General features: G+C 63.8%; 15 protein-coding genes. 4 read left to right on the top strand and 11 right to left on the bottom strand.

The window, feature by feature from the left end; genetic code table 11:
- Positions 1-28 precede the first annotated feature (28 nt).
- The 4 genes from lspA (at position 29) to ACEWPM_RS07790 (ending at position 4,022) form a co-directional block, all read left to right on the top strand.
- Positions 29-499: a signal peptidase II gene (gene lspA / locus ACEWPM_RS07805; RefSeq protein WP_393961100.1), complete on the top strand. Its 471-nt coding sequence runs from the start codon at positions 29-31 to the stop codon at positions 497-499.
- A 59-nt stretch (positions 500-558) separates the two neighbouring features.
- Positions 559-1,077, top strand: a complete 519-nt coding sequence (locus ACEWPM_RS07800) for a DUF3035 domain-containing protein (RefSeq protein ID WP_393961099.1) — start codon at positions 559-561, stop codon at positions 1,075-1,077.
- 198 nt (positions 1,078-1,275) lie between these two features.
- Positions 1,276-2,685, top strand: a complete 1,410-nt coding sequence (locus tag ACEWPM_RS07795; RefSeq protein ID WP_393961098.1) for a M16 family metallopeptidase — start codon at positions 1,276-1,278, stop codon at positions 2,683-2,685.
- A complete protein-coding gene (locus ACEWPM_RS07790; protein WP_393961097.1) occupies positions 2,682-4,022 on the top strand; it encodes a M16 family metallopeptidase in 1,341 nt (446 codons plus the stop codon). The genes ACEWPM_RS07795 and ACEWPM_RS07790 overlap by 4 nt, the downstream gene beginning before the upstream one ends.
- Before the next feature lie 60 nt (positions 4,023-4,082).
- On the opposite strand, the gene ACEWPM_RS07785 is transcribed toward ACEWPM_RS07790, so the two are convergent.
- The 11 genes from ACEWPM_RS07785 to ACEWPM_RS07735 form a co-directional block, all read right to left on the bottom strand.
- Complete coding sequence (locus tag ACEWPM_RS07785; protein WP_393961096.1) at positions 4,083-4,778, bottom strand: ABC transporter ATP-binding protein; 696 nt, start codon at positions 4,776-4,778, stop codon at positions 4,083-4,085.
- Complete coding sequence (locus ACEWPM_RS07780) at positions 4,778-5,485, bottom strand: ABC transporter ATP-binding protein (RefSeq protein ID WP_393961095.1); 708 nt, start codon at positions 5,483-5,485, stop codon at positions 4,778-4,780. The genes ACEWPM_RS07785 and ACEWPM_RS07780 overlap by 1 nt, the downstream gene beginning before the upstream one ends.
- Positions 5,482-6,426, bottom strand: coding sequence for a branched-chain amino acid ABC transporter permease (locus ACEWPM_RS07775; RefSeq protein WP_393961094.1), 945 nt, complete (start codon positions 6,424-6,426; stop codon positions 5,482-5,484). The genes ACEWPM_RS07780 and ACEWPM_RS07775 overlap by 4 nt, the downstream gene beginning before the upstream one ends.
- Complete coding sequence (locus tag ACEWPM_RS07770) at positions 6,423-7,349, bottom strand: branched-chain amino acid ABC transporter permease (RefSeq protein WP_393961093.1); 927 nt, start codon at positions 7,347-7,349, stop codon at positions 6,423-6,425. The genes ACEWPM_RS07775 and ACEWPM_RS07770 overlap by 4 nt, the downstream gene beginning before the upstream one ends.
- Before the next feature lie 6 nt (positions 7,350-7,355).
- Positions 7,356-8,072 (bottom strand): haloacid dehalogenase type II, encoded by a 717-nt coding sequence (locus ACEWPM_RS07765; protein WP_393961092.1) that lies wholly within the window; start codon positions 8,070-8,072, stop codon positions 7,356-7,358.
- A gap of 81 nt (positions 8,073-8,153) precedes the next feature.
- Positions 8,154-9,431 carry an ABC transporter substrate-binding protein gene (locus ACEWPM_RS07760; protein WP_393961091.1) on the bottom strand — a complete coding sequence of 426 codons (1,278 nt, stop codon included), beginning with the start codon at positions 9,429-9,431 and terminating at the stop codon, positions 8,154-8,156.
- Between the two features lie 167 nt (positions 9,432-9,598).
- Positions 9,599-10,336, bottom strand: a complete 738-nt coding sequence (locus ACEWPM_RS07755; protein ID WP_393961089.1) for an SDR family NAD(P)-dependent oxidoreductase — start codon at positions 10,334-10,336, stop codon at positions 9,599-9,601.
- Positions 10,333-10,896 (bottom strand): DUF3833 family protein, encoded by a 564-nt coding sequence (locus tag ACEWPM_RS07750; RefSeq protein WP_393961088.1) that lies wholly within the window; start codon positions 10,894-10,896, stop codon positions 10,333-10,335. The genes ACEWPM_RS07755 and ACEWPM_RS07750 overlap by 4 nt, the downstream gene beginning before the upstream one ends.
- Positions 10,893-12,113: an MFS transporter gene (locus tag ACEWPM_RS07745; protein ID WP_393961087.1), complete on the bottom strand. Its 1,221-nt coding sequence runs from the start codon at positions 12,111-12,113 to the stop codon at positions 10,893-10,895. The genes ACEWPM_RS07750 and ACEWPM_RS07745 overlap by 4 nt, the downstream gene beginning before the upstream one ends.
- On the bottom strand, positions 12,110-12,865 hold the full coding sequence (locus ACEWPM_RS07740; RefSeq protein WP_393961085.1) for a DUF1365 domain-containing protein: 756 nt from the start codon (positions 12,863-12,865) through the stop codon (positions 12,110-12,112). The genes ACEWPM_RS07745 and ACEWPM_RS07740 overlap by 4 nt, the downstream gene beginning before the upstream one ends.
- Complete coding sequence (locus ACEWPM_RS07735) at positions 12,862-14,151, bottom strand: NAD(P)/FAD-dependent oxidoreductase (protein WP_393961084.1); 1,290 nt, start codon at positions 14,149-14,151, stop codon at positions 12,862-12,864. Before ACEWPM_RS07735 ends, ACEWPM_RS07740 begins: the two co-directional genes overlap by 4 nt.
- Between the last annotated feature and the right edge of the window lie 210 nt (positions 14,152-14,361).

Raw genomic sequence — 14,361 nt, 5'->3', positions numbered from 1 at the left:
CCGCTTCGGCCTCGAAAGGGCGCATGACATGAAGACAGTATTCTGGTCGGCCTTTTGGATCTTTCTGCTGGATCAAGCCACGAAATACCTCGTGGTCCATTGGATGAACTTGCGCACGCTGGGCGCTATCGACGTCTGGCCACCCTTTCTCAACCTGCGCATGGCATGGAATTACGGCATCAATTTCGGCCTTCTGGCCGGCGACGCACCTTATACACGCTGGATCCTGATCGCCGTCGCGCTCGTCGTTTCGGGCGCTGTCCTGTGGTGGATCCGCCACGAGCCGGGCGGAAAATGGCAGAAAATTGCCGCGGGCTTCCTGATCGGCGGCGCGCTCGGCAACGTGATCGACCGGCTGCTCTACGGGGCGGTCGCGGACTTTCTCAACATGTCCTGCTGCGGCTTTGACAATCCATACGCCTTCAACGTGGCAGATATCGCCATTTTCATCGGCGCCTTCGGGATGATCATTCTGAGCCCCGGCAAAAAGCCTGCGTGACCTCCCCGCGCGATTGCGTTAAACATCGCGCAACACTTTGCGAAAGAAGGGCCGATCCCATGCGCCGCAGCATCCTGGCACTTACCCTGATGACCCTCGCCATCGCTGCCTGCGGGCGCAGCGACGGCGCCCTGACGCGCATAAAGAATGACGGCAACGGCCCGGACGAGTTTGCCGTTTTGCCGACGGCTCCGCTGCAAACGCCCGAAAGCTATAACAACCTGCCCCCGCCCACGCCGGGCGCGGCCAACCTCGTCGACCCCAACCCGCGCGCGGCTGGTGTTGCGGCGCTTGGCGGCAATCCTGCTGCCACGGTCCCGGGCGGCCAGATCTCGGGTAGCGATGGCGGGCTGGTGAACCATGCCAACCGCTTTGGCGTCTTGCCGGACGTGCGCCGGGAACTGGCGATCGAGGATGCCCAGGTGCGCCGCCGTCATGGCAGGGTCAACATCTTCAATCTCGGCGCCAATGACGACTATACCGCAGCCTATAAGAAACAGTGGCTGGACAGCCAGGCCGAACAGCAGCGGCTGATGCAGCGTGGCATCGTCACACCGTCCGCACCACCAGCCCAGTAAGTCAGGCCCACGCCACGCATCAGCGCCCCGGCCCCAGGCACGGGGCGTTTCTTTTAGGACCCCGCGCCCGATCACGGATATGGCATCGCGGGTTGCGCAAGAGGCCGCGCAGCGTATCTATTTGCCAATAGCAGCCGACACCGCCCGGCACACAGCCATAACCGGAGACCGCATATGCGCGCTTTGATGATAGCCCTGATGACCCTGTTGCCCGTTGCCGTCTTTGCGGAGGATATCGCCGCGTCCGGCACCGATGATGTGACCAGCTACACGCTGGACAATGGCTTGCAACTGGTCGTGATCGAGGACCATCGCGCGCCCGTCGTCACGCATATGGTCTGGTATCGCGCCGGATCCGCGGACGAGCCGCCGGGCAGCTCGGGCGTTGCGCATTTCCTTGAGCATCTTCTGTTCAAGGGCACCGATACGCTGGCACCGGGCGAGTTTTCGGCCACGGTCGCGCAGCAGGGCGGCAATGACAACGCCTTCACCAGCTACGATTTCACCGCCTATTACCAGCGCGTCGCGGCCGACCGGCTGGAGCTGATGATGCAAATGGAAGCGGACCGCATGGTCAACCTCAAGCTGGACGAAGAGAATGTCGCGACCGAGCGCAATGTCATCATCGAAGAGCGGAACATGCGGGTCGAGAACAACCCCGGATCGCTCTTTCGCGAGCAGATGAGAGCGGCGCAATATCTGAACCACCGCTACGGCACGCCCATCATCGGCTGGCAGCACGAACAGCCTCAGCTGACGCTGCAGGACGCGGTGGATTTCTACACCACCTATTACGCTCCCAATGACGCCATCGTCGTGGTCGCAGGCGATGTCGCTCCCGAGGACGTGCTGGCCATGGCGAAGGAGCATTACGGCGCCATCCCCGCCAACCCCGACCTCCCCGAGCGGATGCGTCCCGAGGAGCCGCGCCAGATGGCCGCACGCCGCCTGACGATGGAGGACCCGCGCGTTCCACAGCCCTACATCACCCGCACCTACCTTGCCCCCGAACGCGACAGCGGCGATCAGGACAAGGCCGCCGCGCTGACCGTGCTGGCAGAAATTCTCGGCGGCGGCACAACGTCGCTTATGGCCGAGAAACTGCAATTCGACGCGCAGATCGCAGTGCAATCGGCGGCTTGGTATGACGGCGTCTCGCTGGACGAGACCACCTTTACCCTTCTTGTCGTGCCTGTGCCCGGTGTCACCCTGCCCGAGGCGGAGGCGGCCATGGACGACGTGCTGCAAGGCTTCATGAAGAACGGTGTGGATGCCGATCAGCTGGAGCGCATCAAGATGCAGATGCGCGCCGCGCAAATCTATGCGCGTGACGACGTCAACGGGCTGGCCAATCGCTATGGCGGGGCGCTGGCCTCGGGCCTGACCATCGAGGATGTGCAGGACTGGCCGAACGTGCTGCAGAATGTCACCACCGAGGATGTGATGCAGGCCGCCCGTGACGTCCTTCAACCCCGCAATTCCGTCACCGGCCACCTCAGCGCTCCCGAGGCCAATACTGCGGCGATAGGCGCATCGGGCGTCGCTGACGTCACCCCCGCCATTACCGACACTGCACCCGACACTGCCACGACGGAGGCCACTCAATGATCCGCAGCACAATCGTCCGCTTTGTCCTGCCTTGCCTGACGGCGCTTGCCTTTGCCCTGCCCGCCGCCACCCTTCCGGCCCATGCCGAAATCGAAGTGCAGGATCTGGGCACGCCTGGCGGCGTAGATCTGTGGCTGGTCGAGGATCACACCATCCCCTTCGTCGCGCTGGAAATGCGGTTTCGCGGCGGCGCCTCGCTGGATCAGCCCGGCAAGCGCGGCGCGACCAACCTGATGACCGGCCTTCTGGAGGAGGGCGCGGGCGACATGGACAGCCGCGAATTTGCCCGCCAGGCCGAGGCGCTTGCCGCCTCGTTTTCCTACGGGACCGGTGATGACGCGATCAGCGTCTCGGCGCGGTTCCTCAGCGAAAACCGCGAGGCTGCGGTCGAGCTCCTGCGCCAGAGCCTTGTCGAGCCTGCCTTCAACCAGAAATCCATCGACCGCGTGCGCGGTCAGGTCCGCGCGAATATCGAAGGCGACGTGAAAGATCCGCGCTCCATCGCGGGCCGCACGTTCGATGCGCAGACCTTCGGTGATCACCCCTATGCCACGTCCAAGGATGGCACGCTCGGAAGCATCGCCGGCCTCACGCGGGGCGATATCGTCGCCGCCCACCGTGCCGCTCTGGTGCGCGACCGTCTCTATGTCGCCGCCGTCGGTGACATCACCGCAGAGGAGCTGACCCAGCTGGTCGAAACCCTGACAGAGGGGTTGCCGCAATCGTCGGATATCCCGCTACCCGGCCCCGCCGACGTCGCCCTGCCCGGCGGCATCAAGGTGGTCGAATACGACACGCCCCAATCCGTGGTGACCTTCGCGCAGCCCGGCATCGACCGAGATGATCCCGATTTCTTTGCTGCATATCTGCTCAACCAGATCCTCGGCGGGGGCGGCTTTGAAAGCCGCCTTATGAACGAGGTGCGCGAAAAACGCGGGCTGACCTATGGCGTCTATTCCTACCTCGTGGACCGCGACGGCGCGCAGCTCTGGATGGGGCAGGTCGCCTCGGCCAATGATCGCGTGGCGACGGCCATCGAGGTAATTCGCGACGAATGGGCCAAGATGCGCGATACCGGCGTTACCGAGAAAGAGCTGGATGACGCCAAGACCTATATGACCGGCGCCTACCCGCTGCGCTTTGACGGCAACGCGCCCATTGCCAACATCGCCGTCGACATGCAGACCGAGGACCTGCCAACCGATTATATCAAGACGCGCAACGATCAGGTGAAGGCGGTCACGCTGGACCAGATCAACCGCGTTGCCCGCGAATTGCTCGATCCCGAAAAACTGAGCTTCGTCGTCGTCGGCAAGCCCGAGGGCCTGTCCGAATAGGGCGCCCCTTCAGGTTTTTTCTTGGGAAAAATACCCAAAAACCCGCAGTTGGTACTGGGTCTAGACGCCCAGATAGCGCGCCGCCATTGATCTGTCGGCGCGCAATTCCGTTGCCGAAAGGATAGCGCCGCCACGCCCGTTCTCGATGAAGGCCACGCGGTCCGCGACCTCCAGCACAGCCTCCATGCGCTGCTCGACCAACAGGACGGCCACGCCCTCGGCCCGCATGCGCACTACCACCTCCTGGATCGCACCCACCATCGAGGGTTGAAGCCCCTCCGTCGGCTCATCCAGCAAGAGCGCCTTAGGCCGCAAACAAAGCGCGCGGGCGGTAGCCAGCATCTGCTGCTCGCCACCCGACAGGGTCTGCGCGGGCTGGCGATACCGCTCGCGCAGACGCGGGAAAAGCTCCAGCACCTCCTCCAGAACCTCTGGCGGGCTTTGCCGTGCATGCATCCCGATTTCAAGGTTCTGCGCCACCGTCAGCCCGGCAAAGAGCCGCCGTCCCTGCGGCACATAACCGATCCCCGCACGCGGCACATGATGCGCGGGCAGAGAGCTGACCTCAGCGCCGCCCAGCATCACGCGCCCGCCCATCAAAGGAATCAGCCCCATGATGGCGCGCATCGCCGTCGTCTTGCCCGCGCCATTGCGGCCCATCAGGCACAGGATCTCGCCGGCCGCCACGTCCAGCGACAGCTCGCGCAGCACCTGTGCCCCGCCATATCCCGCACTGATCCGCTCCAGCGCCAGCATCACGGCCCTCCCAGATAGGCGGCCTGCACGGCCAGATCGCCGCGCACCTCGTCCGGTGTCCCCTCGAACAGCAGCGCCCCGGCCGACAGCACGCTCACCCGGTCCGCCAGTGCCATGACAACGTCCATGTTATGCTCGATCAGCAGGATCGTGGTCGCCCCGGCCAGTTTGCGCACCAGCTCCTTGAACGCGGCGATCTCGGGCTCGGACAGACCCTGCGTCGGCTCGTCAAGGATCAAAAGGCGCGGCGCGCCGACCAACCCCATTGCGATCTCGACCAATCGTTGATGGCCATAGCTCAGATCGCCCGCCAGGGCATCGCGATACTGCGCCAGGCGCACCTGCGCCAATGTGGCCGCGACGGCGCCGGGAACCTTGCCCGGCTCCATATGCGGACGCGCGGCCAGCGCAATGTTCTCGGCCACGGGCAGGCGCGCATAGATGGATGTGAGCTGAAACGTATAGGCCATGCCCAGCCGCGTGCGTCGATGCGCGGGCATCGCGGTGATGTCCTGTCCATCAAACATGACGCGCCCCGCACTGGGTGCAATACGCCCGCAGATCATGCCGACCAGTGTCGTCTTGCCCGCGCCATTCGGCCCGATCAACGCACGTACCTCGCCGGGAGCAATGTCGAGGCTGACATCATCGACCGCGCGCACGCCGTCATATGTTTTGGTCAGACCCTTGATGGACAAGAGGCTCATGGCAGCCACCTCCAGAGCCGGCGGCGGAACTCGCCCATCATGCCCTGCGGCGCGAAAAGCGTCAGCAGCACCAACGTCACGCCTGCGATCAGCATATAGGCCGTGGTCACGCCCGAGCTGAGGTCGATCAGGTAGAACATGAAGAGCGTGCCGATGAACGGACCCAGCACCGTCCCGGCGCCACCGAGGAGCACCCAGAGAAGCGGCAGAATGGAATATTCGACCCCCGCGAAACTGGCCCCCACATAGCCGAATAGCAGCCCATAGGCCGCGCCTGCCGCGCCTGAAATGGCGCCCGAAACCGTGAAGGCGATCAACTTGATTCGGAACGTGTCATAGCCCAGCATCCGCGTGCGCGCCTCATTCTCGCGGATGGCAACCAAGGTCCGTCCAAAGGGCCCGCGCACCAGCGCAAGGCAGATCGCCAAGACAATGGAAAAGAGCGCCAACGCCGCCAGATAACGGCTTCCCGCGTCGCTGAGATCGACCCCCCAGAGCATCCGGGCACCGCGCGCCAAGACAAAGCCCTCGTCGCCACGCGTCCACTGCGTAAAGTAAAGCACTGCGAGGTATCCGGCTTGTGCGAACATCAGCGTCACGATCATGAAGGCGACTCCTGCCGTGCGCAGTGCCAACGCGCCCAGCGCTGCGGCAACCAGTGCACCGACGGCAACGCCCAGCAGCAAGGCCGGCGCTGCGCCCAGCCCCAGATGTTGGACACTCAGCCCCATGCCATACATGCCCGCCCCAAAAAGCAGCGCATGCCCAAGGCTGAGAAGGCCGGTATAGCCAAAGACGATATTGTACCCGATCGCGTAGCTGGCCAGCACCATGATCCGCGCGAGGTTGCCGTGATGATAGGCCGGAAGCACGAAATGCCCCAGCAGCAGCAGCGCCAAGAGCCCGCCATGCAGCAGGGTGATCCGTGCGCCTGCGCTCATGCGCTGCGCGTGCCGAAAAGGCCCTGGGGCCGGAATACCAGCACCAGCGCCACCAAAAGCGTCGCGATGATCTTGGCCAGCGTGGGCGAGAAGAAGACCGAGATGATGCCGTCGCTCAGCCCGATCAGGACGGCCGCGACCACCGTGCCCGGCAGACTGCCAAGGCCGCCGATGATGACTACAGTAAAGGCCAGAAGGAGTGGGTCAGCCCCCATCAAGTAATGCGCCTGGCTGATCGGCACGACCAGCACGGCGGCCAGGGCCGCCAGCGCCGCGCCGATGCCAAAGACCATCGCATAGACCCGCTCGACAGGAATGCCAAAGGCGGTCGCCATGTCGCGATCCGCCTGCACTGCGCGCATCACCAGCCCGATACGCGTGTGCGCCATCATCGCCCAGACGCCCAGCAGAACCGCCGCGCCCGCGCCGATCACCGCCAGCTTGTAGCTGGTCGTCGCCAGCCCCCAGGGCCAGTAGAGCGCCAGCGCGCCGTCCTTGATCTCGACCCACGGGATCGCCAGCCGCGTGTTGAACGGTGCCTCCACGGGCCGCGCCTCGGGGCCGTAGCCCATAAGGGTCAGTTGCTGGATGATGTAGAGCAGGCCGATCGTTGCGACGATCGTGCGCTCGGGGTCATACTCGACCCGCTTGAGAATGGTCATGTCGGCGGCCACGGCGATGGCGCCCACGATCAGCGGCGCACCGACAAGGGCCACAGCAAAGCCCAGCGCCGGCGGCCCGCCGACCATCTCGGCAATAAACCATGCCAGGACCGCGCCCAGCATGAAGAATTCGCCATGCGCGATATTGACCACCCGCATAACACCGAACACCAAGGATAGCCCCACCGCCGTAAGCGCCAGCACCGACGCAATGACAAGCCCCTCCAGCGTGGCCAGGATCAGGTAGGGGCCCAGCTCCACCTCGGGTCAGCCCGCCAGCTCGGCGCGGTGCGCCTCTACCAGATCAGCCATCGAATGGAACATCATGTCATAGCTGGGCATGTCGCCCGGATTCATCGTGGCGCCGAACCCGTCCTTGTCATGCCGCCTGTAGATCCAGCAATTGGCAAGGCCGTGCCGGTTGGCGGGGCCGTGATCATGAAACATGCTCTCGGCAGTATGGAGGATATCACCTTTGGTAAGGCCGAGGCGTGCCATCTGTTCGATCATATAGTCAAAATTGCGCGAATCGGGTTTGTAGCTGCCCACATCCTCGGCAACATATGTGGCGGTAAAGGGATGTCCAAGCTTGGCGTCGCTATGCGCGAAACTGGCATTGTCGACATTCGACAGCACGATCAGCTTGAAGTGATCCTTGAGATAGTCCAGCGCCTCGGCACTGTCGGGAAAGGCGGGCCAATGCTCGACCGAGCGACCATAGACGCAGCATTCCTCCCAGGATGCACTCAGCCCCCATTCCTCGGCCAGCCGCTTGTAGACGGTGGCCAGCACGTCGCGGTAGTTCTTGGCCGGGGTCAAGCGCTGGCACGTGCTTTCGTGAAAGGCATGCGCCTCGAGGATCGCATCCCGGCTGAGGGTCAGCTGATCGGTCAGCGGCGCCAGCCCCGCCATCATGCCACTCTCCCAGTCGATCAGCGTGCCATAGACGTCGAATGTCAGCGCCTTGTAGTCGCTCAACTGCATGGTGACCCTCTCTGTCGGACGTCCGGCGCCCATGTGCTACCTGCCGAAGACGCGCCGCAAGCGGGCGGCAGCGCCCCCTTCCTAGAATGGCCGCTGCGTGTAGTCCACCTCATCGGGATAGAGCCCGGCATCGATGCCTGCAGTGTGCACCCGCACCAGCCGCCCGTTCTCGACGCGGCTGACATGCTGCTCGCTGAACACCTGGTGCGTGCGCCCGTTGAAGCGCATCGGCCCTTGCGGCCATTCGCGGCTATGCGGAATGTCGGTCATCGCCTCGACCGCCTCTATCAGCGCGGTACGATCCTGCGGCCCCCGGTAGCCCGACACCTCCATGCCGGCCTTGATCGCACTCAGCGTGGTCCAGCAACCAAACATATGCCCGTAGGCCGACACGTCGCGCGGATCGTCAATCGCCGCGCCCTCGTCATTGACGCCGACCGCCGCACGGTAGAAGGCCTGCGCTTCGGTCTGGTCCGGCTGCGCATAGCGGCACATGCCTTCCCAGAAATGCGACCCTTCCAGAAAATCGAGACCCGGACTGCCGATATCGATCGCCTCCAGACTGTCGACAAAACCAAAAAGCTCAGGCCCCGCGCCGCCGAAAAACTCGCCCATTTCCTTGACGAAAGTCAGGACCGAGGGGCCAACCATGACGTGATAGACCACCTCGGTCTCACGCGGGATCTTGGGGAAATGGCGGGTAAAGGACGTCTCGGTCGGAGGTATGGCGATCTGCGCCAGAATTTCACCGCCCTGCCTCTCAATCGCCTGGCTGAAGAAGTCGCGATGATCGTGCCCGAAGGCGTAGTCGGGATAGATCATCGTGACCTTCTTGCCCAAATTCTCGGCAACAAAAGGTGCTACCGACAGAACCTGGCTCTTCACATCCGTAATGCCCGGCTGGATCGTGTAGCGGTTCAGCATGCCACTGGCGACGTGGTGCCCCTCAGAGACCACGAAATACGGCAGTTTCAACTCGCCCGCGCGCGGGGCCGAGCCGATGACAACATGGCTGAAGAGCGGACCATAGGCGATATCGCATTTATGCTGGTTGGCGAATTTTTCGATCAGTTCGGCGCCGCGCTTGGGGTCGGTCCCGTCATCCTCGGGCACCAGCTCGACCATGCGGCCATTGATGCCGCCATTGTCGTTGATGAACTTGGCCGCGGCGATGCCCGTCCGCTCGTACCAACGGCCATAGGCGGCGCCTACGCCGGTGCGGTGGATCTGAAATCCGATCTTGATCGGCTCGGCCGTCTGGGCATGAGTGTAGCGCGCCCAAAGAGGCAGCGCCGCCGCACCGCCCGCCAGTGTTGTCAGCGCCTTGCGGCGTGTCAGGCTGTTTGTGATCTTGGTCATGGCGGCGTCCTCATGCTGCAGCAGGCTTCCTTGTCATCCTAGCGCGATCCTGCGAAGCCTCGCCCAGATTGTCCAGATGTTTGCACCTGACAATGATACTAAGAAAGGCAGCAGGGTGCTTTTTCTTGGGGAAAATACCCAATACTCCAACCACTGGGCAAGAACGCCTATTTGGCGAAGACGCGATTGTAGAGCCAATCGGGCCAGATACGGCTGAGCCGGAACAGATAGCTGAAGAGACGCGGGAAGTGGCGCACAGTTGCGCCGTCATCATTCATCATCTCGAACATCTCCTGCGCCGCCTCTTCGGGGCTCATCAGGAAGGGCATGTTGAAGTCGTTCTTGTCGGTCAGCCGCGTCTTGATGAAGCCCGGATTGGCGATCTGCACGCGCACGCCGGTCTTGTAGAGATCGCATTGCATGCTTTCGCCCAGCGCCATCACGCCCGCCTTGGACGCCGCGTAGCCAATCGCCCCTGGCAGCCCGCGAAATCCAGAAAGCGATCCGGTCAGCACGATATGGCCGGCGTCCTTGGCGACCATCTTGGGCACGACCACCCCGCAGGCCCGCAGCGCGCCGACAAAATTGATGTCGCCCATCGCCTCGGCCTGCTCGGCATCCCAATCCTGCGCTGCAAAGGGCCAGTAGACGCCTGCGGTGTAGACCATTCCGTCAATCTCGCCCACCTGCTCGGCGGCGGCCCGCACGCTTTTGAGGTCCGAGACGTCCACGGTCACCACATGGGCGCGGCCCGGCAGTGCCTCTGCCACCTTCTTCAGCTTGCCCTCGCTACGAGATGACAGGATCAGCTCGGCGCCTGCACGGCTGAGCTTGTGCGCCAGCGCCTCGCCCAGGCCTTCGCTGGCCCCGATCATCCAATAGCGTTTTCCGGTCCAGTCGGTCATTCGGCGTCCATCCTTTTCATCGTGGCGACCAGCTCGGCCACCTTGATACCGTATTTACGAAACTGGCTGCGATTGACGATGGTTCCGCCGGGGGCGAGGTACATCCAGTCCGTCACGCTCAGCACATGGCCCCCGGCCTCAACCGGCAGGCGGATGCGGTAACGCAGCATCAGGGACGCGCCGCTGAGCTGGCCGTGCCCTGTGCCAACCAGATCATCGGCCTGCGCCGTCAAGGCACCATCCGGCCCGAGTGACAGGCGCCATTCGCGGTCCTGCGTGGTGCCGCTGTCATAGACGAAATGCTCGCGCAGCGTGCCGGCCTTGCCCTCCCATGCGCCGACGAATTCCGCGTCAAAGCGCGAGGCCAACCGCCCCAGCGGGCCGAAGATCACGCCATGACAGGCAATCCGTCCCGACAGATGTTGCCGCAGGTCCAGCACGGGCAGCGTGTCCGCGTAATCGCGCGGCGCCTGCGCGGCAAAGCTGCCCAAACGGTACCGCAGCCACAGCAGAAAGCCGCAGGTCAGCGCCCCTGTCAGCATCCAGCCAAGCGCGCTCATGCGGCCTCCTCTTGCGGCACGGGCGTCGTCGCCAAGAGGGCGATCGCCACCAGTTTCAGCCCGCAGGGCACCGCGCAATACAGCAGCGTCAGCAGAACCAGCGCCGCCTCGTCATTCTGCAGGCCTGCCTCGAAGCCTCCCGCCTCGAGCGCGGGCAGCAGGGCAACGGCAGCCACCGCCAGCGTCAGTTTCGACACGAAGGACCAGAGGCCGAACCCCTCGCTCGCTCCCGGCGCGATCTCGGCCATGCGCCGGGCAAAGATCGCGGGCAGCAGCGTCAGATCGGCCCCCACCGCCGCGCCCGACACCACGCAGACCACCGCAAAGGCCCAGACATCTCCCGTGCCCAGCAACGCGGCCCGGCCGAAGGCGGCGATGGCCAGCACCATCGCGGACAGGAGTGTACGCTTGGGTCCCCACCGCTCGGCTGCGCGGCTCCAGAACGGTGCGGCCAAGGCGGCCGACAGGAAGAAGACCAGCAACAAGGGCCCCTCCCATCCCGGCGCGCCAAGGCGGCTTTCGACGAAAAACAGAAAAAGGGTCGAACTGACAGCGACCGGCGCCGCATTGACCAGCGCAATCAGCAAAAGGCGGCGCGAGATGGCATCGCGCAGGATCGGGCCAAAGCCTTCGGACGGGATGGATGCGCGGCCCCACTCCCCCCACATCGCGGCCAATGCCGCCGCCGCCAGCAGCGCAAAAGCCACCGCAAATCCGCTATATCCGCCGATCAGCATCGGCGCGACCGAGGCCGCACAAATGCCTAAAAGCGCGCCCGTCTCGCGCCAGCGAGCCAATCTCAAATGCCCCGATTGTAGCAGGGCCGCTGCGCTGGATACGCCCTGGGCGTAGAAACAGATTGTGAGATAGCTGAAACCGGAAAAGACGATCGTCAGCGTCAGCGCGAACCACCAGACCGGCGCAATGGGCGGCTTCACAGCGAAAAGGCCGATCATCGCCAATGCCATCGCCGCACCCGCGACAGAGGCGCTTGCCGCGCGCCAGCCTTGGGTGCGCGCCGCCAGCCGGCCCAGCAGCGGGTCCTGCACCACGTCGATCAGGCGCAGCGCGAAAAGGACGCTGCCCAGCAGGCTCAGTGACACGCCATATTCATCGACGTAGAATTTCGGCGCGTGGATGTAGATCGGCAGACCCGCCGCTGCCAGAAATGCCGCGAAGAGCGAGAAGGCAGGCAGGCGGGGCGCGGCTGTGTTCACCGCGAGACCTCACTCTCGGGCGGCTCGGGGCGTGAGCGGAATTTCGCGCCCTTCCACCACAGCTTGAGCGCCTGCCAATGGATCAGCGCCAGCACCCGGCGCGAGCCGAAGGGCCTCCGCACCATCGCGGTGATGAGCCCCCGATTGGTCAGCGCCCGGCGCGGCCCGGTCAGCGTGGCGACAAGACCACCATCACCGCCTGTCAAATCGATCCAGATGCCGATCCGGTCACCGCGCAGATCGAACCGGAATTCATACCCGCCATCGACCTTCTGAAAAGGCGAGACGTGGAAAATCTTGTCCGATCTCAGCCGGTCATCCCGCGCAATTATCGAGCCGTCGGGTTTGTGGCACAGATAGCTGTGCCGGTCGCCGAATGTGTTGCTGACCTCGGCGATCACCTGCCGCAAACCGCCGCCCTCATCGCGGCAAAGCCAGAAGGACACCGGATTGAAAACATGGCCCAGCATGCGCGGCTGCGCCAGAAGCTCGACCGTCGCGGGCTGCGGCAACTGGTAGCTGTCCAGTACCTGCCGCACCCATGGCGCGCCGATGCCCTGATGCGGCGGTCCGCCATGATCGACGTCATGCAGGCTCGCCAGCCCGCCGCGGTTGCGCCCGAAAAGACGGGGGGCATCGACCTCGGCTTCGGCATCCAGCAACACATAGTCGACGGAATAGCGAAACGCGTTGCGCACCGCTCCTTTGCGACCATGCCAGGTGTGGCCCGCGATATGATCGACCCGGCTCATGCCGCCGCCATCGCTCCGCGGGTGGCAATCGCTTCGGCCACCTCGACGGCGCTGCCCAGCCCGTCCTCGTGAAAGCCGTTCTTCATCCATGCGCCGCAGTACCACGTATTCTGCGCGCCGTTCATCGCGGCGATGCGCCCCTGCGCGGCCAGCGCGGCATGGTCATAGACCGGATGGCGCAGCGTCACACGGTCGTGGATCAGCTCTTCGCGGATATGCCGCGTCGTGTTCAGCGTCACGAAATGAGGATCATCCATCGGGATCGGCTGCAGCTTGTTCATCCAGTAGGTCAGGTCTATGCGGCTGTCGGTCTTGGCCCGGTCCTCGGTATAGTTCCACGAGGACCAGACGGCGCGTCGGCGCGGCATCATGGTTGCATCCGAATGCAGCACGATGTCATTCGGCTGATACGCGATGGCCCCCAGATTGCGCCGCTCCTCGGCGCTGGGATCGTCCAAAAGGCGCAGGGAATCGTCGGAATGCGTGGCCATGACGACCTCGTCGAAATGCTCCCAATCGCCCATCGCCTTGATCTGAACGCCCGTCGGCGTGCGCCGCACGGCCTGAACCGGGCAGCCGGGGCGCAAGGTGGCACCAACGCGGCGCAGATAGGACTCCAGCCGGGTGACGTATTGCATCGACCCGCCCTCAACCGTGTACCACTGGTGCTGACCTTCATAGTTCAGTAGCGCGTGATTCTCGAAAAAGCGCATCATCGCTTCGGCGGGAAAATCCAGGATCTTGTCCTTCGGCGTCGACCAGATCGCGCCAGACAGCGGCGACAGGTAATATTCGCGGAACCAGCTGCCAGTGCGCAGATGCAGCAGCAGATCGCCGATACTCATGTCACTGCCGCGCGCCGCGCCCAGCGCATTGGCATTGAAGTGAAAGATATCCCGCAACATCCGCAGGAACGCCGGATGCGCCGCATTGCGCCACTGAGCAAAGGTCGCGCCAAGCCGCTCGGTCCCGTACTCGATCCGGCCCCCGTCGATCGACGCGCCGAAGCTCATGTTACTTTTGACCACCGGCACGTCCAGTTCGGCAAAGAGATCGGCCAGATGCGGATAATTGGCGTAATTGAATACGATAAACCCGGTATCCACGGGCTGATCCCCCCGTTTTCCCGCCATGATGGTGCGCGCATGACCGCCCAGCCGCGGCTCGGCCTCATAAAGGGTGACATCATGATCGGCGCTCAGACGGTGGGCCGCGCCCATACCGGAAATGCCGGCTCCGATAATCGCGATCTTGCGCCTCGGGGCGGGCTGCAACTCAAATGGCATATGGGCAGGTGTCCGTTTTAATAATCAACATACAGACCATTACGCTTCGAGCGAAGGATCGGATGCATATTGTTTTGGCTCGCGCCCATTTTGCACATTTTTGTTTGGCGGAGGTGATCCGAGGCGGCGCGAGATCCGTAATAGGCATATGTTTTGTGCGATTGACACCTCCTGCGATAGCTTGGCATCCTTCCGTGGCACGGCTGCTGC

Origin of the sequence: Roseovarius maritimus (assembly GCF_043355895.2) — a bacterium.
In the GTDB taxonomy this organism is placed as follows: Bacteria; Pseudomonadota; Alphaproteobacteria; order Rhodobacterales; family Rhodobacteraceae; genus Roseovarius; species Roseovarius maritimus.
This window is presented reverse-complemented; position numbering and strand designations above follow the sequence as displayed.

Excerpts from the sequence above, each read along its gene's own strand:
- lspA (WP_393961100.1), top strand. The coding sequence starts at position 29 with ATGAAGACAGTATTCTGGTCGGCCTTTTGGATCTTTCTGCTGGATCAA.
- ACEWPM_RS07800 (WP_393961099.1), top strand. The coding sequence starts at position 559 with ATGCGCCGCAGCATCCTGGCACTTACCCTGATGACCCTCGCCATCGCT.
- ACEWPM_RS07795 (WP_393961098.1), top strand. The coding sequence starts at position 1,276 with ATGACCCTGTTGCCCGTTGCCGTCTTTGCGGAGGATATCGCCGCGTCC.
- ACEWPM_RS07790 (WP_393961097.1), top strand. The coding sequence starts at position 2,682 with ATGATCCGCAGCACAATCGTCCGCTTTGTCCTGCCTTGCCTGACGGCG.
- ACEWPM_RS07785 (WP_393961096.1), bottom strand. The coding sequence starts at position 4,778 with ATGCTGGCGCTGGAGCGGATCAGTGCGGGATATGGCGGGGCACAGGTG.
- ACEWPM_RS07780 (WP_393961095.1), bottom strand. The coding sequence starts at position 5,485 with ATGAGCCTCTTGTCCATCAAGGGTCTGACCAAAACATATGACGGCGTG.
- ACEWPM_RS07775 (WP_393961094.1), bottom strand. The coding sequence starts at position 6,426 with ATGAGCGCAGGCGCACGGATCACCCTGCTGCATGGCGGGCTCTTGGCG.
- ACEWPM_RS07765 (WP_393961092.1), bottom strand. The coding sequence starts at position 8,072 with ATGCAGTTGAGCGACTACAAGGCGCTGACATTCGACGTCTATGGCACG.
- ACEWPM_RS07760 (WP_393961091.1), bottom strand. The coding sequence starts at position 9,431 with ATGACCAAGATCACAAACAGCCTGACACGCCGCAAGGCGCTGACAACA.
- ACEWPM_RS07755 (WP_393961089.1), bottom strand. The coding sequence starts at position 10,336 with ATGACCGACTGGACCGGAAAACGCTATTGGATGATCGGGGCCAGCGAA.
- ACEWPM_RS07750 (WP_393961088.1), bottom strand. The coding sequence starts at position 10,896 with ATGAGCGCGCTTGGCTGGATGCTGACAGGGGCGCTGACCTGCGGCTTT.
- ACEWPM_RS07740 (WP_393961085.1), bottom strand. The coding sequence starts at position 12,865 with ATGAGCCGGGTCGATCATATCGCGGGCCACACCTGGCATGGTCGCAAA.
- ACEWPM_RS07735 (WP_393961084.1), bottom strand. The coding sequence starts at position 14,151 with ATGCCATTTGAGTTGCAGCCCGCCCCGAGGCGCAAGATCGCGATTATC.